This is a genomic window from Prosthecobacter sp. (assembly GCF_044222565.1).
Lineage (GTDB): Bacteria > Verrucomicrobiota > Verrucomicrobiia > Verrucomicrobiales > Verrucomicrobiaceae > Prosthecobacter.
Genome location: NZ_JBGANA010000005.1, coordinates 18,087 through 37,192, shown reverse-complemented (window position 1 = coordinate 37,192; position 19,106 = coordinate 18,087). Strand labels below are relative to the sequence as shown.

Annotated in this window: 16 protein-coding genes; 11 read left to right on the top strand and 5 right to left on the bottom strand. The window is 60.1% G+C overall.

Annotated elements, in window-relative coordinates; genetic code table 11:
• The first annotated feature begins 9 nt into the window (after window positions 1–9).
• From ACILSR_RS08795 to ACILSR_RS08770, 6 genes are all read left to right on the top strand, one after another.
• Window positions 10–372 (top strand): phosphopantetheine-binding protein, encoded by a 363-nt coding sequence (locus ACILSR_RS08795; RefSeq protein WP_395749382.1) that lies wholly within the window; start codon window positions 10–12, stop codon window positions 370–372.
• Entirely contained in the window at window positions 369–1,628 is a 1,260-nt protein-coding gene (locus ACILSR_RS08790; protein WP_395749381.1) for a beta-ketoacyl-[acyl-carrier-protein] synthase family protein, read from the top strand. The genes ACILSR_RS08795 and ACILSR_RS08790 overlap by 4 nt, the downstream gene beginning before the upstream one ends.
• 20 nt (window positions 1,629–1,648) lie before the next feature.
• Window positions 1,649–2,296: a hypothetical protein gene (locus ACILSR_RS08785; protein WP_395749380.1), complete on the top strand. Its 648-nt coding sequence runs from the start codon at window positions 1,649–1,651 to the stop codon at window positions 2,294–2,296.
• Between the two features lie 33 nt (window positions 2,297–2,329).
• Window positions 2,330–3,748 carry a sulfatase-like hydrolase/transferase gene (locus ACILSR_RS08780; protein WP_395749379.1) on the top strand — a complete coding sequence of 473 codons (1,419 nt, stop codon included), beginning with the start codon at window positions 2,330–2,332 and terminating at the stop codon, window positions 3,746–3,748.
• 43 nt (window positions 3,749–3,791) lie between these two features.
• On the top strand, window positions 3,792–5,390 hold the full coding sequence (locus ACILSR_RS08775; RefSeq protein WP_395749378.1) for a hypothetical protein: 1,599 nt from the start codon (window positions 3,792–3,794) through the stop codon (window positions 5,388–5,390).
• Between the two features lie 79 nt (window positions 5,391–5,469).
• The gene (locus tag ACILSR_RS08770) at window positions 5,470–6,021 is read left to right on the top strand and encodes a Uma2 family endonuclease (protein ID WP_395749377.1); all 552 of its coding nucleotides are present in this window, start codon (window positions 5,470–5,472) and stop codon (window positions 6,019–6,021) included.
• A gap of 36 nt (window positions 6,022–6,057) precedes the next feature.
• On the opposite strand, the gene ACILSR_RS08765 is transcribed toward ACILSR_RS08770, so the two are convergent.
• Together ACILSR_RS08765 and ACILSR_RS08760 are read right to left on the bottom strand one after the other, a co-directional pair.
• On the bottom strand, window positions 6,058–7,653 hold the full coding sequence (locus tag ACILSR_RS08765) for a peptide ABC transporter substrate-binding protein (protein ID WP_395749376.1): 1,596 nt from the start codon (window positions 7,651–7,653) through the stop codon (window positions 6,058–6,060).
• Window positions 7,654–7,674: 21 nt separating this feature from the next.
• Window positions 7,675–9,018 carry a hypothetical protein gene (locus ACILSR_RS08760; protein WP_395749375.1) on the bottom strand — a complete coding sequence of 448 codons (1,344 nt, stop codon included), beginning with the start codon at window positions 9,016–9,018 and terminating at the stop codon, window positions 7,675–7,677.
• A 138-nt stretch (window positions 9,019–9,156) separates the two neighbouring features.
• On the opposite strand from ACILSR_RS08760, the gene ACILSR_RS08755 reads away from it, so the two are divergent.
• The 3 genes from ACILSR_RS08755 (at window position 9,157) to ACILSR_RS08745 (ending at window position 14,027) form a co-directional block, all read left to right on the top strand.
• On the top strand, window positions 9,157–10,830 hold the full coding sequence (locus ACILSR_RS08755) for a sialate O-acetylesterase (RefSeq protein WP_395749374.1): 1,674 nt from the start codon (window positions 9,157–9,159) through the stop codon (window positions 10,828–10,830).
• 86 nt (window positions 10,831–10,916) lie between these two features.
• Window positions 10,917–12,419, top strand: a complete 1,503-nt coding sequence (locus ACILSR_RS08750) for a PDZ domain-containing protein (protein ID WP_395749373.1) — start codon at window positions 10,917–10,919, stop codon at window positions 12,417–12,419.
• Between the two features lie 48 nt (window positions 12,420–12,467).
• Window positions 12,468–14,027: a PDZ domain-containing protein gene (locus ACILSR_RS08745; RefSeq protein ID WP_395749372.1), complete on the top strand. Its 1,560-nt coding sequence runs from the start codon at window positions 12,468–12,470 to the stop codon at window positions 14,025–14,027.
• Between the two features lie 59 nt (window positions 14,028–14,086).
• Here ACILSR_RS08745 and ACILSR_RS08740 read toward each other — a convergent pair whose 3' ends face one another.
• Complete coding sequence (locus tag ACILSR_RS08740; protein ID WP_395749371.1) at window positions 14,087–14,785, bottom strand: YceH family protein; 699 nt, start codon at window positions 14,783–14,785, stop codon at window positions 14,087–14,089.
• Window positions 14,786–14,915: 130 nt separating this feature from the next.
• On the opposite strand from ACILSR_RS08740, the gene ACILSR_RS08735 reads away from it, so the two are divergent.
• Window positions 14,916–15,521: a hypothetical protein gene (locus ACILSR_RS08735; RefSeq protein WP_395749370.1), complete on the top strand. Its 606-nt coding sequence runs from the start codon at window positions 14,916–14,918 to the stop codon at window positions 15,519–15,521.
• 41 nt (window positions 15,522–15,562) lie between these two features.
• On the opposite strand, the gene ACILSR_RS08730 is transcribed toward ACILSR_RS08735, so the two are convergent.
• Complete coding sequence (locus ACILSR_RS08730; RefSeq protein WP_395749369.1) at window positions 15,563–17,017, bottom strand: sulfatase-like hydrolase/transferase; 1,455 nt, start codon at window positions 17,015–17,017, stop codon at window positions 15,563–15,565.
• A gap of 73 nt (window positions 17,018–17,090) precedes the next feature.
• Between ACILSR_RS08730 and ACILSR_RS08725 the strand changes: the two genes are divergently transcribed.
• A complete protein-coding gene (locus tag ACILSR_RS08725; protein ID WP_395749368.1) occupies window positions 17,091–17,711 on the top strand; it encodes a hypothetical protein in 621 nt (206 codons plus the stop codon).
• 245 nt (window positions 17,712–17,956) lie between these two features.
• Here ACILSR_RS08725 and ACILSR_RS08720 read toward each other — a convergent pair whose 3' ends face one another.
• On the bottom strand, window positions 17,957–18,640 hold the full coding sequence (locus ACILSR_RS08720; RefSeq protein ID WP_395749367.1) for a pseudouridine synthase: 684 nt from the start codon (window positions 18,638–18,640) through the stop codon (window positions 17,957–17,959).
• Window positions 18,641–19,106 lie beyond the last annotated feature (466 nt).

Here is a 19,106-nt window from a genome sequence, read left to right as displayed (position 1 = left end):
ACACAGGCCATGCCAGTCAGCGAAGAACGCACCCAGGAAATCGTCAAGTCCCTCAAACGTTGCAGTGAGGAGACGGTGGCCGCAGCGCTGCGCTTTGATGAAACAAAGAATCTGAATGAGCTGGACATCATCATTCCGGGCGTGCTGGCGCGTGATGCGGCCAATCCGCGGCCGGATGGCATGGCTTCGGTGACGGATGACATGAAGCTGATCGATGACATCGGGATGGATTCGTTTGGGATGATCGAAGTGGTGATGACGGCGGAGGAAGTGCTGGGCCTGACGATCGCGAATGAAGAACTGAGCGGGATCGTGACGCTGGGGGATCTGAAAAAATTCCTGCGTGCCAAATTTGGGGCGGGCGCTTCATGAAGCGTGTCGTCGTGACAGGGCTGGGGTTTGTCTCCAGCATTGGCAACAACCGCGCGGAGGTGACGGAAAGCCTGCGGGAAGGAAAGTCGGGCATCGAATTTGTGCCGGAGCTGGCAGCGGCGAATGACCGGGTGAAGCTGGCGGGCACGGTGAAGGGCTTTGCATTTCCGACGAGCGATCCGCTGGACTGGACCTTTCCGGAGCATGTGAAGCTGAACCGGGCACAGCTGCGGACGATGGTGCCGAACGCCGTGTTTGCGTATGCGGCCATGCTGGAGGCGATCGCGGATGCAAAGATGGAGCCGGCACAGGTGTCGGACGCGCAGACGGGGTTGTATTGCGCCTCGGCGGGCTCGCCATGGATGACCTATGTGGCGATGGATTCGGTGATCAAACGCGGGCCGGCGAGGACTTCGGCGCCGGTGGTGATCACGGGGATGCCGAACTCGCTGCACCTGAATCTGACGGCGCTGTTCAAGATCCATGGGGCGACGCTGGCGTTTAACAGCGCGTGCGCCTCCTCCTCCCATGCGCTGGGGCACGCGTGTGACATGATCCGGATGGGACGGCAGAAGACGATGTTTGTGGTGGGCGCGGAGGATGCGCAGCTGCTGCACACGGTTCTGCCCTTCGCCTCACTGCGGGCGCTGAGCTCCCACAGCGATCCAGCGCTGGCTCCGAAGCCGTTTGATGCAGGGCGCGACGGATTCATCACGACAGGCGGCAGCGTGGTGCTGGTGCTGGAAGAGGCGGAGCAGGCAGCGGCGCGTGGTGCGACGGTGTATGCGGAGGTGTCCGGCTGGGGCCAGGGTTCCGATGGCTACGATGTGGTGGCGCCGGACCCGAGCGGCAGCGGACTGGCGCGTGCGATGACAAATGCGCTGCAGGACTCCGGACTGAAAGCGGAGGAGGTCGATTACATCAATGCGCATGCGACTGCGACAAACGCGGGCGACATCGCGGAACTGAGTGCGCTGAAGACGGTTTTCACGGGTGAAAAGCGGCCGAAAGTGAGCAGCACGAAGGCGCTGACAGGCCACGGACTGTGCCTGGCGGGAGCGCTCGAGGCGGGGATCTGCTGCGTGGCCTTGAAAGAAGGCTTCATGCCCATCTCGGCGAAGATCCAGAATCTGGATCCCGCGTGCGAAGGGGTGGACATTTTGACGAGTCCGACCGACGAAACGCCGAAGGTCGCGATGAGCAACTCGAGCGGATTTGGCGGATCGAACGTGACGCTGATTTTTTCGAAGCCTTGATTTTGAGCCGGCTGGAAGCCATGAAAATGCGTGTGCTCCAGACCGAACTGCTCGACACGCTGCCGGCGGATGATCCGGATGCCGTGCGTGCGCGGGAGGAGATGCTGCAGGTGAACGGAATCATGGGAAATCACCGCTGGATCGAGCGCAAGGTGCGGAGGCATCGTGAAGAGGGGTGGCGTGTGACGGAACTGGGTGCGGGAGATGGGGCTCTTTCTTTGCGGCTGGTGCAGGCTGGCTGCTGCGCGGAGGCGGATCTGCATGCGTTTGATCTGGCGCCGAGGCCGGAGCAATGGCCTGCGGCGGCGCACTGGACGCAGGGAAATGTGCTGGCGCAAAGGCTGCCAGACAGGGAAATCGTGATCGCGAATTTGTTTCTGCATCATTTCACCACGGAGCAGCTGCGCGTGCTGGGGGCGGGGCTTTCGCCCGTGACGAGATTGATCGTGGCCGCAGAGCCGGCGCGGCGGTGGATTTACTCGGCGATGGGGCGTGTGTTTTGCGCGGTGGCGGAGCTGAACCACGTGCAGCGGCATGACATGCAGGCGAGCATCCGGGCGGGATTTCGAGGGCGGGAACTGCAGGAGGCGCTGGGGCTTGGTAGCGAGTGGAAAGCGGAGGCGCATGAGCATCCGCTGGGCGGTTATCGCTTCATGGCGTGGCGCTGAGAGGCGGCAGCATGTTCCGTCGTTTCAGAAGGCATGATGCGTCTGCTGCTCTGTCTGTTTCTCTTCGCTTCCGCGGTGAATGCCGCACCCAACATCCTGCTGCTGATCGGCGACAACTGGTCCTACGAGCATGCGGCGGCCAATGGGGACAAGGTGGTGCGCACGCCGGTGTTTGACCGCATGGCGCACGAGGGCATGCGCTTCACGAACGCCTTTTGTCCCGTTCCGTCATGCTCGCCCACGCGCTCGTGCATCGTCACCGGGCGTGCCGCGCATCAGCTTGAAGATGCGGCGAGTTTGTGGAGCAAGTTCCCGGGAAAGTTTCGCGTGTTTGGCGATGAACTGAGGCAGGCTGGCTGGCACGTCGGATTCTCCGGCAAGGGCTGGGCGCCGGGGAACTTCAAAGACTTTGGTCGCGAGCTGAATCCCGCGGGTGCCCAGTACCAGGACTTTGCTGCCTTCATGGCAGGGCGGAAGGAGAAGCAGCCGTTCTTTTTCTGGTTCGGATCGACTCACACCGCGCTGCACCAATGGAAGGCAGGCACCGGCAGGGCGCATGGCATTGATCCGGCGAAGGTGCGCGTGCCGAAGGCATTGCCTGACGTGCCCGAAGTGCGCGAGGAGATAGCGGATTATCTCGCGCAGGTGGAGCTGATGGACGCGGCGTTTGGCGAGGCCATCGCACTGCTGGAAAAGAGCGGTGAACTGGACAACACGGTGGTGATTCACACCAGCGACAACGGCTGGCAGATGCCGCACGGACTCGCGCATTGCTATGACGAAGGCACACGCGTGCCGCTGGCGGTGCGCTGGCCCGGCAGGGTGCAGGCGGGCAGCATGAGCGATGCGTTTGTCTCACTCACCGACTTTGCGCCGACGTTTCTGGAGATCGCCGGGCTTAAAGCGTGGCCGGAGATGACAGCGCACAGTTTTATGGATGTGCTGAAGGGAGAACCGCCGGCGCTGAAGCGTGACCGGATGTTCATTGAGCGCGAGCGGCATGCGAACGTGCGGCGCGGTGATCTGAGCTACCCGGTGCGCGGAGTCCGGACCGCGGAGTTTTTGTATCTGCGCAATCTGCGTCCGGAGCGCTGGCCTGCGGGCGATCCAGAACTGTATTACGCCGTGGGTCCGTATGGTGACATTGATGGTTCACGCACAAAGCTCTACATGATGGCGCATGCCAATGATCCGGGGATGAGGCCGCTGTTTGAACTCAGCTTTGGCAAACGGCCAGGCGAGGAACTCTACGATGTGAAAAACGACCCCGACCAGGTGGTCAATCTCGCCGCCGACCCCCGGTATGCCAGAGTCAAAGCAGAGCTCAGCAGCAGCACCGATGCCTGGATGCGGGCAACGGGCGATCCGCGGGTCGATGCCGCGACGAACGTGTGGGACAGCTATCCCTATCTGGGCGGCATGGCCAAGGACCTGCGTCAGACGAAAAAATGACGCGCATTGATCGCATGCGTTCGAGAGTACATACTGGAGATCCATGATCCGGCCACACTCGCCGACAGAAACACCCGCTGAGAAGCCCGCCCATGGCGGACGAGCGAGTGTTGCGTGGGCATCGCCATGGGAGCTGGATCTGGAATGGCAGGATGCGCCGCCGGGAAAAAAGATTCCCTATGTGGAGAAGAAGGCGGTGCCGCCGTCGCCGCAGGAACCCAAGCCTGCTCCAAAGCAGAAACCACCACCGGAGCCCGAGCCGCAGGCGGCAGCACCGGAGGAGGAGGTCACGGAGACCGCAATACCGACGCCGAGAAAGGCGCCGCCGTCCCGGCTGGTGACGAAGCCGAGGCGGCCTGCGCAGGTGGTCGAGCGCGAAGCTTCCTGGTCCACGCTGGTGATCCTGAGCATGGGACTGCTGGCATTTGTTTTCATCGCCTGGCTGTATGTGGACGATCAAAGCCCGGGGCTGGACGAGGATCTGCGCCTGAACCGGCCGGTGGATCAGGCGGTGACGATTCAGACGCCGGAGAAGTTGAGGAAGTTTTTGAACGCACTCGTTCCGTTTGAGAATGCGGAATTGTACAACAAGCCGCCGTGGCTTTGGGACACACCCACGCTGTCGCGGGTGGTGCAGGCCAATGGCACGGCCCTGGACAATCTGCGGGATCTGCTGGAAGACGCGGACTGGCATGCCACACATGCGGCATGGCATGCGGCGGACCCTTGCGCGGACCCGCGCTGGCGTCTGGCCATGCTGCTGAAGCAGGCGGAGGCGGCGTACCTCTCGCGCCGCATGCAGGAGGAGGCGGCGTTTACCGCGGGGATCGATCTCGCGGAGCTGGGCTGGCGGCTGGAGCAGATCTGGGCCTGGCCTTCGTGCTATCAGCGCGCGCTGGAGGCTCACACGCTGGCGGAGCAAACGCTGGCAGATCTGCTGCGGCAGACGAAGCTGCCGGAGTCCACGCTGCGGCAGTTTCAGCGGCAGTTCAATGTCTGCCAGCCTTCGACGAAGGTGCTGGAGAGCGCGATGAACGGCTTCTACGTGCATGAGAAGAAACTCATTCTCGGCCCCAGGAGCGGCGAGCCTCTGGACACGATGCCGGGTGGCGTGCAGCTGCATCGTCCGGGGCGGCTGTTTTTTAAACCGCATGAAACGCTGCAGCACTTCGCCACCGCTTTCCGGCAGATGAAGGCGGAGACCCAGGCCCCGCTGGTGCACACGGCGGAGGTGCGGCTGAAAGAAAGCATGACCGCGGATTCGGCCTACCAGCCGAACTCCGCCGGCCTGGCCTACTTCCACCAGCGCATGAAGCTCTACACGCCGCTGCCTGCGGAACTGGGGCTGGTGCGCACGCGGGGGAATCTGATCATCGCGCTCTTTGCCGTACGGCGCTGCATAGCCGAGAAAAAAACCGTGCCCGCCACACTGGAGCAGCTGCGCACCTTCAACTTCTTGCTGGATGTGCCGGTGGATCCTTTCACGGGCGGACCGCTGCAGTACAGCCTGGCGCGCGGGATCATCTGGTCGGTGGGAAATGATCTGAAATCTGCGGAAGGAAGGCCGACGGAACCGCCGATGGATGACGCGAGTGAACCGACGGTGGAACTGGGGATCGCCGTGGCGGGAGTGGCGAAGTAGGGGGGCTTGCTTTCGGTTCGTTCGCCCGGTAGAGTGTCGTATGGCTGTTCTGAGTCCATTGCCCAATCCTCCCGCCTCCATGCGACCCCGGGTGACGGTGGAAGAACTGTATCGACTCTACGAAGAGCGCGATCCTGCCGATGCACAGCGGATGGAGCTGATTGAGGGAGAGATTGTCTTTATGATGCCGCCCGGACCTTTGCATTCTGGATTTACCGACGAAGTTGAAGACGTCATTCGTCGCAAAGTAGGCAGTGCCTGCCGTGTGCGCTGTCAGCACCCGATCCGAATCAACAGTCACAATGAGCCGCAGCCGGACATTGCGGTGGTGAAGCCGCGAAAGGATGCGTATGCGCTTTCGCACCCGTCACCGGACGATGTGCTCCTGATCATTGAAGTGTCGGATTCTTCCCTGGAGTTCGATTTGAATATCAAGCGCCGTGTCTATGCGAAAGCGGAGATCGCGGAATACTGGGTGCTGGATGTGAACTCGCGGGAGCTGCACGTGTTTCTGAATCCTTGGGAGGGTGATTATACGCAGCATGCAACCTATCAAGGCGAAGACGAATGGGCGTGCACGATGATCGGCGGGCTAATGGTGAGGGTGAGAGAACTTTTGCCGGCGGTTTGAGGAGGGGAACCGGTCCCCAGTTGCGGCGCAACTGGACTACTTTGACTTTTTCCAGCGCATGCAGCGGAAAGGATGGTCGTCGATCATGTTGGGCTGGATGCCGGTGAGGCGGTCGGCGTGGTAGAACTGGACTCCAACGTAGTGGTAGATGGGTATGATGACGCAGTCGTCGGTGACGAGAAGTTTCTCGGCCTGCTGGAAGAGTGTATTGCGGAGAGTTTGATCGGGCTCGCGGGCAGCGGCGGCGAGGAGCTCGTCGTACTGCGGGCTGGCCCAGCCGGTGCGGTTGTTGCCGTTGGTGGAGAGAAACATCTCCAGGAAGGTGCCGGGGTCGTTGTAGTCCCCTACCCAGCTGCTGCGGCAGAGGTGGTAGTTTTTCTCCTTCATGGAGTCGAGGTAGATCTTCCATTCCTGTTTGGCGAGATCGACACTGACGCCGAGGTGCTCCTGCCACATGGCCTGGAGTTCGACGGCGATGCTGCGCTCGATCGGCTTGGGGAAGTAGAGGTGCTCCACGCGGGGGAAACCTTTGCCGCCGGGGTAACCAGCCTCTGCGAGGAGCTGGCGCGCACGTTCGGGATTGAACTCGGGACCGGGCGGCGGCTGGTAGTTCTGTCCGGCGCCGGGCGGGGTGAGGCTGAAGGCATTGCGCTCGCCGAGCTGGGTGATTTTTTCGGTGATACGGTTGCGGTCGATGGCGAGTGAGAAGGCGAGACGGATCTTCGGATTGTCGAAGGGAGCGCGGGTCACGTTGAAGCGGGTGAAGAAGCTGCCGAGGAAGGGGCCGGTGTGGAAGTAGGGCTGCTGCTTGAGCTTGGCAGTGAGAGAGGTGGGCACCATGCCTTTGTCCATGATGAGGTCCGCCTGGCCGGTGAGGAAGTAATTGATGGCGGTGTTCGGCTCGGAGATGGGAAGTACGTCAATGGTTTGCAGGGGCACGTTGGCGGTGTCCCAGTAGCGTTCGTTGCGGCGCAGTGAGATGCGGTCGTCGAGGAGCCAGTCTTCAAGGATGTAGGCGCCGTTGCCGATGAGGAGGCCGGGTTTGATCCAGGCGGTGCCGTGCTTTTCAATGATGTGCCGAGGCACGGGGCTGAAGGGCGTGATGGCGCAAAGGTCGATGAAGTAAGGCGTGGGGTTTTCCAGCTCCACACGCAGGGTTCGATCATCCAGCGCGGCCACTCCGACCTGCGCGAAGTCTTTGAGCTTACCCTCGTGAAAGGCGCTGGCGTTTTTGATGACGTAAAGCTGGCTGGCGTAGTCGGCGCCGAAGTCGGGGCTGAGGATGCGCTGCCAGGAGTAGAGAAAGTCCCGCGTGGTGAGCGGGGTGCTATCGCTCCAGGTGGTGCCGGGGCGGAGGTGAAAGGTGTAGGTCTTGCGATCTGGTGTGACGTCCCAGCGCTCCGCGAGGCCGGGCTGGGGCTTGCCTGCTTCATCGATGCGGCAGAGGCCTTCGAAAAGGGCGGAAGCGACGCGCATGCCGACCTGATCGGTGACGATGTGGGGATCGATGCTCTCGGGCTCGGCGCCGTTGATGAAGATGAGGTCTGCACGCGGCCGTGTTTTACCGCAGGCGGCGAGAGAGAAAAGGAGTGCGGCGGCGAGGGCGAGACGGATCACTCGGAAGGCTAGCACGGGCCTGCCAGACGGCAGGCACTAATCAATACCGATGATTTTTCTCAGCTGCTCCAATACAGCGCGTTCTTCTTTGCTGATTTTCGAACCCAGGCCCAGAAAACCACCTTCTGCTTCGGCCGTTGCTTCGGCCAAAGTCATGATGAGAGCGCAATAGGCACCATATTCTGCAAGGTCCAGTCGCTCTTCGACGAGCCGTATCGCAGCTTGCACGAGTTTCATCGGCTGGGCATTGCGACCAGTTGCGATCGGCCATAAGCTGTCCAAGGCATTGGGTATGCGCGTCAAGGCCTGCACCACCGGCCCTAGATGCTCAGCCTGTTGCAGGGACTCGATGAGATTTACAAAAGTCTCCATTTCCTTGCGGCCCATTTTGCCGTCCGCCCCGGCCACAAGCGTGAAGGCGGCGATGAAACCCAGGCTCATGAGATCCAGCTCCTCTTCTTGCAGACCGTTGTCTTCCTCGGGCACAGACTCGCCTTGCATGATGGCGGTGATCTTGGTAAGCATCTCGGACACTGCAGGAGGTGCATCTGCCGTCATGAAAGCTGTACCCAAGGCGTTGAAAAAATGCATGAAGAGCGCCTGTTCCTCGGCGCTGAATTTTGCCTGGAGCAGGGCATATCCCTCCTGAAATACGGGAAGGCTGGACTGAGTGAACTGCACTTCGACGTGCGTCAGTGAAAACAACTGGTCTAAATAACGCAGCAAAGCATGCACGCGGCAGGTTTCCTTCCCTGGAGAGTAGGCGGCCATGAGCCAGTCCCGCACAGCATCGTCGAAAGCATGGGTCGCTGCTGCTCCATGGCAGCCGTTAAGTGTGGCAAAAAGACAGCCGAAAACAGCGGCCAGGCTGCGCAGTTCAACATCGTTGAAGTCTTTGAGCAAGGGATCGCAGCCGGGCCAGTAGTCCACGATTTCGAGGCCATCGGTCAGCCGTGTGCTGTAGCGGCCATAGTCAGGCATGGCGAAGGTCTGGCCCATGGCCTTGGTCATTTCCACCGCCGCTGGCACCGGATGCCCCGCCACATCGCGCGCAGAGGCCATGGCGACCCGCGCCAGGTGTGAGCGGAAACGGAGACTCTCGTTCTCCGGCACGCTTTGCAGTATCTGACGGATGCCTCGCACCAAAGCAGGTCCTTCAGGGCTGCCATTTACTTCAGCGTACAAACGGTTGAAATGCTCAAGCATGTGCCGCATGACGTCGGTATAGAGGCAGACGCGTGCATTGGGTTTCGCGGCCTCCTCGGTCAGTGCTGCAAAACGCTTTTCATCCGTGGGGGTGATGCTGGATTTGGCACTCGCCACATGGAGGAACACGAAGATGGGAGCTTTGGCCAGAGTATCTAAGTCGGCTTGAGTCATGCGAGGCGTTTTATGAGAGACTCCTGCTGGGAGTGTCGAGAAGAATCGCATCTTGAGCAGCGAAAATGGCAAAGCTGCATCGCACTGCAATGAATCGCCTTCACGTAGCGTTCCCAACGTCCCTCATTTTCCCGACCCATGCGCATCCTCTGCCTCCTCACTCTCCTAGCCGTTTCCGCCCGTGCGGAACTGAAACTTCCCGCCGTCATTGGCGATAACATGGTTCTCCAGCAGAAGCAGGCGAATCCGCTCTGGGGCTGGGATGCTCCGGGCACGGAGGTGACGGTGACGTTTGCCGGCCAGACGAAGACGGCAAAGGCGGATGACAAGGGCAAGTGGACGGTGAAGCTGGATGCGGTGCCGGCGAATGCGCAGCCCGCGGTGATAACCATCAAAGGCAGCAGCACGAGGGAGCTGAAAAATGTGCTGGTAGGCGAGGTGTGGATCTGCTCCGGCCAGTCCAACATGGGCTTCAATCTGAACAGCACCTGGGATGCAGATCTGGACATTGCACAGGCGAAGGATGCGCAGCTGCGCCTGATCTCGGTGCCGCAGGTGGGCACGCAGGAGATCCAGGACGACTTCAAAGGCCAGTGGGAGGAGTGCAACCCAACGACGGCTGCTTCTTTCACCGCGGTGGGCTATCATTTTGGCCGTGTGCTGCGGGAGATGCTGGGCGTGCCGGTGGGCCTGATCGACAATGCCTGGGGCGGCAGCGCCTGTGAGGCCTGGGTGAAGCGGGATGTGCTGGAGAAGGATCCGCGCTTTGCCTCCATCATCGAACGCTGGAAGCAGCAGGAGGCGACCTTTACCAAGGAGGCGTTTGAGAAGCAGGTGGCGGATCACAAGGCCAAGCTGGACGCCTGGAACAAGGCCCGCGTCGAAGCCGCCAAAGCCAAGCAAATGTTCACCGCCCCGGCACCGCGTGCGCCACAGAATCCCATGACGGGGCAGCATCGTCCGGGCAATCTGTATGCTGGCGTGCTGCACCCCACCATCGGCTACGGCATCAAGGGGGTGATCTGGTACCAGGGCGAGTCCAATGCCGGCCGGGCCAAGGAATACCGCGACCTGTTCCCCTTCATGATCGAGCATTGGCGCAAGGAGTGGAAGCAGGGAGATTTCCCCTTCTACTGGGTGCAGCTGGCGGACTACAAGAACTACCAGACCGAACCCGTGGAGAGCGACTGGGCGGAGCTGCGCGAGGCGCAGACGCTGACAATGAGCAAACTGAAGCACACGGGCCAGTGCGTCATCACCGATCTCGGAGAAGCCAACGACATCCATCCCAAAAACAAGCGTGATGTGGCCGAGCGCCTGGCCCGCTGGGCGCTGGTGCAGGACTACGGCCAGAAGCTGGTCTATCGCAGCCCTGAGCTCAAGGACGCCAAGTTTGACGGCGGCAAGGCCACGCTCACCTTTGACTACGCCCCGCAGGGCCTGCGCACGGTGGACACGGACGACGTCAAAGGCTTCGCCGTCTGCGGCGAGGACAAGAAATGGGTCTGGGCCAAGGCCAGCATCATCGGCGGCTCCAAGAAGGGCACCAACCAGATCGAAGTCAGTGCTGATGGCGTGGCAAAGCCCGTCGCCGTGCGCTACGCTTGGGCGGACAATCCGGTGTGCAATGTCTATTCCGCCGAAGGCCTGCCGGTGACCCCCTTCCGCACGGACGATTTCCCGATGATCACCGACCCGGCCAATCCGAACAACCCTGCCGCCCAGGCCGCGAAGCGGACTGAGGACCTGAAGAAAGTCATGGAGGCGAAAAAGGCCAACGAAGCCAGGAAGAAGGCCAAGGCCGCGAAGTAGGACTTGCGCCGATGGCGATTATTTCATCTGCAAACTTGTGTTAGAAGCGGCGGACTGCGTATGTTGGTGACTTCAAGTCATCCCGCATGAACATCCGCCCGCTTCTGCCTTTTCTCGCCCTGGCTCTGCTGCCTTCAGCCCTCAGCGCGCAACCTGTTCCGCCTCCACCCGCCGCCCCTCAGGCGATCGACACCACTTCGGGAGCCTGGGAGGGCATCGTGAACATCGATGTTTCCGTGCTAGTGCCGGATTATCGGGAGCCGTGGAACGCAGGTCAGCCCAGCGGGGGCAGCGGTACGGGCTTCCTCATCGGAAAAAACCGATTCCTCACGAACGCGCACGTGGTCAGCAATGCCACGCGTATTTTGATCCGCACCACCAACGACCCGGAGCCGCATCCGGCGAAGATCGTGCACATCGCGCATGATTGTGATCTGGCACTGATCGAGGCGGAGGACGGCAAGCACTTTGAAAAGCTCAAGCCGCTGGATTTTGGCGGCATCCCGCAACTGAACACGGAGGTGATCGCGATTGGGTACCCCATCGGTGGGGACCGCATCTCGGTGACACGCGGGGTGGTGTCACGCATCGACTTCCGGCCTTACAGTCACACGAGCGTGGACTCGCATCTGGCCATCCAGGTGGATGCGGCCATCAATCCCGGCAACTCGGGCGGACCGGTGATGCAGGAGGGGAAAGTGGTGGGCGTGGCCTTCCAAGGATTCAGCGGACGAGTGGCGCAAAACGTGGGGTACATGATCCCGGTGCCGGTGATCAAGCGCTTCCTGAAGGACATCGAAGACGGCCGCTATGATCACTACGTGGATTTGGCGGCGAGCGACTTCCCGATTGAGAATCCGGCGCAGGCCAAGGCCCTGGGGATCAATGGCGATGGAGTGGGCGTGATGGTGGGAGACGTGGAGCCGCAGGGCAGCGTGGGCGATTTGCTCAAGATCGGCGATGTGATCCTGAGCATCGATGACAACCCCGTGATGAACAACGGCCTGGTGCGTTTCGAAGGCGAGCTGATGGACATGAATGAGATCGTGGAGCGCAAGTTTGCCGGAGATACCATCAAGCTGAAGTACATGCGCGAGGGCAAGAAACTGGAGACCACGGTGACCCTGAAGCGCTTTGACCCCTATGTGCGCCTGGGCGCGCAGTACAACCAGCGCCCGCGCTACATCGTAAATGCTGGTCTGGTGTTTCAGCCGCTGGACCGCAACCTGATGGATGCGCACCAGATGCGCGATGACACGGTGAACTACGTCTTCGACAACTTCCTGACGGAGAAGCTCTATGTGGAGCGTCCGGAGCCGGTGGTGCTGACCAACGTGCTGCCGGATGAAGTGAACACCTGGCTGGCACCTTATGCGCACAGCATTGTGGACGAGATCAACGGCGTGAAGATCAAATCCCTCAAGGATGTGCAGACCGCGCTGGCAAAGAAGGACAAGCCCTTCATCGAGATCATGCTGCTGGAGAAAAACCGTCCGCTGGTGCTGAAGCGGGATCTCGCGGAGGCCGCTCACAAGCGCATCATGGAAACCTACAACATCCAGGAAGACTCCTATCTCGGCGATGAGTAGCCCTGTGATCCTCCTGCTCCGATTCTGAATTTTTTTCCCGACGCAACCATGAAGCTTTCCCAGATTTTTATCCTGCTGGCACTCGGCGTGAGCACCCTGCAAGCCCAAACGCCCGCGGCTGACGCGCCCAAACGGAGGCGCGCGGCCGCCGCCGCTCCCGCTGAGAGACCGGCAGCCCCGCAGCAGGTGGTGCAGAACAATTCAGTGGTCAGGGTGAACGCCACCTCCCAGCCCTACAGCCTGCACCTGCCATGGCAGAAGGAGTCTGCCTCAGGACGTCGCGGCCTGGGAGTGGTGCTGGCGGGGAACCGCGTGCTGGTGACCGCGCAGATGGTGGCGGACGCCACCTACATCGAGCTGGAGCTGCCGGAGAAAGGCAGCAAAATTCCCGCGAAGGTGGTGGCGGTGGATTATGAAGCCAATCTGGCGCTGCTGGAGACCGGGGCCTCGGACAGGCAGAAAGCCTTTTTCTCCGGACTCAAGCCGATGGCCGTGGACGTGAGCGCCCGCATTGGCGACAAGGTGGACATCCTGCAAACCGGACGCGTGGGAGAGCTCATCGAGAGCGAGCTGATCATCGGCAAGGTGCAGATCCGCCGCTACAACGTGGAAGGCTCCGGCTTTTTGGTGTACGAGGCCAACAACATCGTGCGCAGCGAGGGCAACAGCTTCACGCTGCCGGTGGTCAACAAGGCAGGCAAGCTGGTGGGCCTGCTGCTGGCTTATGACTCAAAAAACCAGATCACCACGATTCTTCCTGCTCCGATCATTGAGCACTTCCTCAAAGACGTGGCCGACGGCAGCTATGAGGGCTTTCCGAGCCTCGGCATGGAGATGCAGTCCACGATGGACGAGCAGTATCGTGAGTATCTGGGCATGAAACCCGATGCGCCGGGTGTGCTCATCAGCATGGTGATGAAAGGGGGCTCTGCCGAAAAGGCGGGCCTGAAAAAGGGAGACATCCTCGTGGCGATCAACGGCTTTGCCATCGACTCCCGCGGCAACTACAAGGACCCGCAGTTTGGCGCGCTGAGCTCAAGCCACCTGGTGCGCGGCCGCGCCTATGTGGGAGACAAAGTTGACATCAAAGTGATCCGGGATGGCAAGGAAACCACGCTCACGGGAGATCTGGCCCGGCGCAAGCCGGATGACTTTCTGGTGCTGCCCTACCTGTTTGACAAAGGCCCGCGCTATTTCCTCATGGGCGGGCTGCTCTTTCAGGAGCTGTCCCACCCGTATCTGGACGCCTTTGGCGAAGACCAGCGCGGAGGCGCCATCCTGCGCCTCTCACGCATCGCCTCGCATCCGGACAAATTTGAAGAGGAGGGACGCAAGAAGCTCATCTTCCTGAGCCTGGTGCTGCCGACTCCCAGCACACAGGGATATGACAAGCTGGGCGGACAGGTGGTGAACAAGGTGAACGGCCGCGTCATCACGACCCTGGATGACCTCGCCGAAGCGTTCAAGAACGCGAAGGACGGCGTGCATGTGGTCGAGCTCAATGAATTCCCGCACCTTCTCTATTTGGACAGCTTCAATGCGGAGCGTGACAACATGCGCCTGCTGGACGGCGCCTACCGCATCGGGAGCTTGAAGCGGCTGGAGTAGTCCTTTGCAGCCACCGCCATGCCATCGCGTCAACTGTTGGAGGCGCGTTGGCAACGGTTCTACTTCACCGCGCCAATCAGTGTCTGCAGGCGTGATACCTGGGCTTTGAGCAGGGAGATCTCAGCCTCCATCTTAGCGCGCCATTCCGCCTCGGAGGAAGATACGGATTCCTCCTGCGCAGACGCTGCGGGTGCCGGGATGGAAAGCATCGCGGAGGGTGTACCTGTCACTTCACCACAGAGAAGATGCATGAACTGCGCCACCCTCTGGCCGGGGCCGGCGGGGATGCATTGCACCAGCGGCCCTTCATTGTAGCCGATGAGTTCGGTCAGGGTGTTTTCCACGCTCTGCATGTCGGGGAATTCAAAAAGACGCTCGGTGCGCTGCCGCAGCTCGCCGGCGGTTTGTGAACCACGCAGCATGAGCATGCACAGCAGCGCCATGTGGGAGCGGTCCAGACCGGGCAGCTTGCCTTTGAGATTGTGACGATATTTGAGCGTGCGTCCGCCCACGATGTTCACTTCAAATACATAGCCGTGGGATTTCATGGACTCCAGGGCACGCAACACGGTGCGCTCATCATAGCGCACGATGGGGTCGCGGTTGGTGGTCTGATTGCAGGCCGTGACGAGCGCATTCAGCGTCATCGGATAGTAATCTGGCAGTGTGATTTCCTTTTCGATCAGACAGCCCATGACGCGGGCTGCTTCGGGAGAGAGGGTGAAAAGAATGGCTGGAGTGACGGATTCTGCGGACATGAGTACGGTGCTGGAATGAGCCCATCATCCGCTGCTGCGGCCAGCGTTCAACTTCCGGTCATGGTTGGTTTTCAACTAACACGAAATTAATTCTGAATAGTTCATGCTGGGAGGCGTCGAAGTCGGTGTTATGAAAACGAAACTTCTCCTCCTTTGCGGTGCTCTCATCGCCGCATGTTCGCTTACATCATGCGACATCTACGGTTACCCCGGCTATGGATATGGCTACGGTAACGGTTATGGGTACGGTGGCTATGGCGGATACGGCAACTATGGCGGTCTCGGCCTTCTGGGGCTGAGCAACTACTACAGCAGCAATTACTACGGCGGCTATTCGCGGCCCTACTACAGTGGCTACTCACGGCCTTACTACGCCAACAGAAGCTACTACTCACGCCCGAGCTACACTTCCTTCGGGAACTTTGGCAACTTCGGCAATTTCAACCGCTACTCCCACAGTCCGTTGCTCAGGACCTCGGGCCTCTCTTCATTCGGCGGCAGTCGTGGTTTCGGTGGAGCTCCATTCGGCAGCCGTGGCTACAGCTCGCCTTTCAGCGGCAGCCATTCCTTTGCCGGACTCTCCAGTGGCGGGCATAGCTTCAGCGGCCTGAGTGGCCATAGCTTCGGAGGTCACAGCCTGGGCGGCGGCCACTCGTTCAGTGGTGGCGGGCATAGCTTTGGCGGTGGCGGTCACTCCTTTGGTGGCGGCGGCCACAGTGGCGGTCATCATCATTGATCCCGCGAGAATGATTTGATCTAACTCTCTCCACGCAGCGCTCAAGGTTTCTTGGGCGCTGCTTTTTTTTGCTTCACGTAGTCCGGCCACTGGATCTTTTTTCCTTCGGCACCGGTGAAAGTCCAGGCAGGCCAGGTGGGCGACTCACGGCAGACATCTTCATATTTGGTTTGCAGCAGTGCTTTGATTTCGGCGAGCTTTGAAGGCTCTGCGGCTGCGAGGTCGTGCTTTTCGCCGATGTCGGTGCTGAGATTGAAGAGCATGAAATCCTTCAATCTTGCCTCCTTGAAATCGCGCTCGGTTTGTTCGGTGATGTCGTTGCTTCGAGACGGCGGAGCTTTGTCGAGAGAGGCGAGAATCTTCCAGTCTCCAACGCGCATGGCGACCTTTTGATCATTGGTGGCGCGGTTGAAGTGCCAGTAGAGCGGCGTTTTGCGCTCGATCTTGCCTCCTTCGAGAATGGGCAGCCAGGAAGTGCCGTCGAGCACGCGGTCTTGAGGTGGTTGGACTCCGGCGACGGCGCACATGGTGGGCAGGAAATCGACGCCGCAGATGGGTTCATCGCTCACAGTGCCGGGTTTGGTTTTGCCCGGCCAGCGCAGGATGCCGGGGATGCGTATGCCGCCTTCAAAGGTGCTGCCTTTTTTGTCTCGCAACGGTCCTGCAGAACCATGCGGATGCTGCGGGGTGATGGCGGGGCCGTTGTCGCTGGTGAAGAGGACGAGGGTGTCCTCGCGCAGGCCGGAGTCATCGAGTTTTTTCATGAGGCGGCCGAACGCGTCGTCCATCTGGGAGATGTTGCCGTGGTGGCCGTTGAAGCTGGGATCGGCGGAATGGTAGAGCGCGGCGTATTTTGGATCAGAGGAGATGGGCTCATGCGGCTCGTGAATGCAGACGTAGGCGAAGAAGGGTTTGGTTTTGTCCCGCTCATCCAGCCAGCGCATGGCTTCGTCCACAACCAGGTGCGCGGCATAGCCTTCGAGCTTGCCGACCACGGTGCCGTTGCGCACGAAGTTGTCGGGGTTGTGATGATTGGGGTAGGCGTTGTTGTGCGTGGAGAACCAGTGATCAAACCCGTGGTCATTCGGCTGCGGCTGAGTGGGTTTGTTGAACTCGCCGTTCATGTGCCACTTGCCGACATGGCAGGTCGCATAGCCTGCTTCGTGAAGGAGTTTGGCGATGGTGATCTCGCTGCGGCGCATGTGGACCGGTGAGTCTTCGGGGATCCAATCGCGCACGCCGACACGGGTGGGTGTGCGGCCCGTCATCAGAGCGGTGCGTGAAGGGGAGCAGTTCGGATGCGCCGCATAGCAGGAGGTGAAGCGCAGGCCTTCGGCGGCAAACTTGTCCACGTTGGGTGTGAGCACGTCCTTGGCGCCGTAGCAGCCGAGATCGCCGTAGCCGAGATCGTCATCGAGAACGAGGAGGATGTTGGGACGGTCTGCGAACGCGATGGAGGTGAGGGCCAGCGCGAGGAGGGGGAGCAGCGGTTTCATGGTGTGGCGTGAACGTGCGAGCATTCGGTCTTGTTCCAGGAAAGTGATTCTGGCAGAGTGGGGCATGCGATGGATGTCCGGCATTTTTGTCCAACAGCTGAACCTATCCGAAGAACGTATGCACCCCCCAGATTTCACAATCGCCCTAGTTCAGAGGAAACTAATAACAATAAAAAATCGGTTTCGCCTATCGATCTGGTTTGTCGCGCTGATGATGTTTCAGTGTTGGACAGCCCATGGAATCGATCTTTCTAAGAAATCGAGCGAATATCGTGTAGTGCATGTGTCATTTCAGAATTTGCATTCTGGCATCGAGTTAGACGTTCAATATGGTAAATACGTCAAGATCGAGGAAACTAAACTAGTCTACAAAATTGCATCTTCACCTAGTAAAAGCGTAGTTCTCACAACTCACGATGTGGCGAAACTTCACGATTTGCTGCGTCACATTTTGCAGGCCTACTCGCTGGAAGAATCTACAGATGTTGAGGGGGTTATGGACTGTGCCGGTGCGAGCACTTTCATTGTAGAGGTTGGAACGGCTGAGACTTCCGTCGTGCTTAGATACAACATAGCCGATGAAACTCGAATCAAGGTTGCGCGTGAGTGTTTCGACTGGCTTTTGTCAAAATGCCAACTGCCAAAAGCCAATGCTGGGAGCCTGGGAAAGGATGAAAAGATCAAGCCAAGATGAGAAGCTGGGAAATGGTTCAGCTGACAAAGTGGTCCTCCGCTTCTTTCCACCATTGACCGCCGAATCTTTATCCTACGGTCTGCCTGACTGCGCGAGGAGACGCTCATCTACACGTTGTTTGGATATCGAAAGGACACCCGACTTTGCCGCAAAGGAGGAGAGAGGCAGAGGTGGCAGAGAATGAATTTAATCTATTTCAGTTCTGGAGGGACTTCGTTCTGAACACTGCGGAGGACACCGTGAACTCAAGGAACCTGAAGCATCTGCCACTCGCCTTCGGCGAGATCGCCGAGGGTGTAGGGGCCGAAGCGTTCGCGGTGGAGTTTTTCGACGTGCCAGCCCTGGCTGGCGAACATGCGGCGGACCTGATGGTAGCGGCCTTCGGTGATGGTGAGGCGGGCGGTGAGAGGAGAGACGATTTCCAGTTTCGCGGGCAGGCAGGGTTTTTCTTCGCTGCGGAGCATGAGATCGCCTTTGGCAAAGATGTCGATGAGCGAGGGATCGAGTTCACGATCGACTTCGACGAGGTAGGTTTTCTCGATGTCGGATTTCGGCGAGGTGTAGCGATGGACGAGGCTGCCGATGTCGGTGACGAGGAGGAGGCCGCTGGTGTCTTTGTCGAGACGGCCCACGCTGGTGACGGCGGGGTTGCGCTCGGGCCAGTGTGAGGGCAGAAGCTCATAGATGTTCGGGCCTTCGTCGGCGCTGTGGGTGCAGGAGTAGCCGAGGGGTTTGTGAAACATGGCGAGGAGGCCGTCGGGAGCTTCGAGAGGCTGGTCATCGACCGTGATGAGGGCAGCATCCACGCGCTGGTCGGAGCGTTTGACGACGGCTCCGTCGAGTTTCACGCGGCCATCTTTGACGAAGGCCATGGCCTCGCGGCGGGAGCAATAACCGAGGGCTGAGAGGAGCTGATCGAGGCGGCGCATGGGGGGGGGATTGGGCGCAGAGTCGTCGCTGGGGGCGTGGTGTCATGCGGGAAGTGCTGTTATTGGAGGTCGCCGTGGTGGGTCTCCCGTGGAATCCAAATCAGAACAGGCCAAAGCACGAACTACGTAGGTGCGCTTGGTTTGCGAAAGGCAGGGTTGAGGGTGAGCATCCATCGATCCTCCGAGTGCGCACGGATTGCTGCGCAGCCGCGAAGCGAATCTCAAACTACCCACGCGTGCTGCGTGTACAAAAACGGCGGGGGAAATTTCGGGCGGGGATGGTGCATGCATCCGCCTTCAGTTAACCATGCAGTGCATTTCTACAGCGCACATTTTTTAACTCAGTCATGCCCGGACGGCGGAGCGGCCCCATTGGCTGCGTTAGTCGCTTGCCTGTTATTCTTCAATAGCAGGCGGCGCTCCCGCCTTGCCACTGGGGCCGCTGCGCTCGCCGGTTCAATATGAC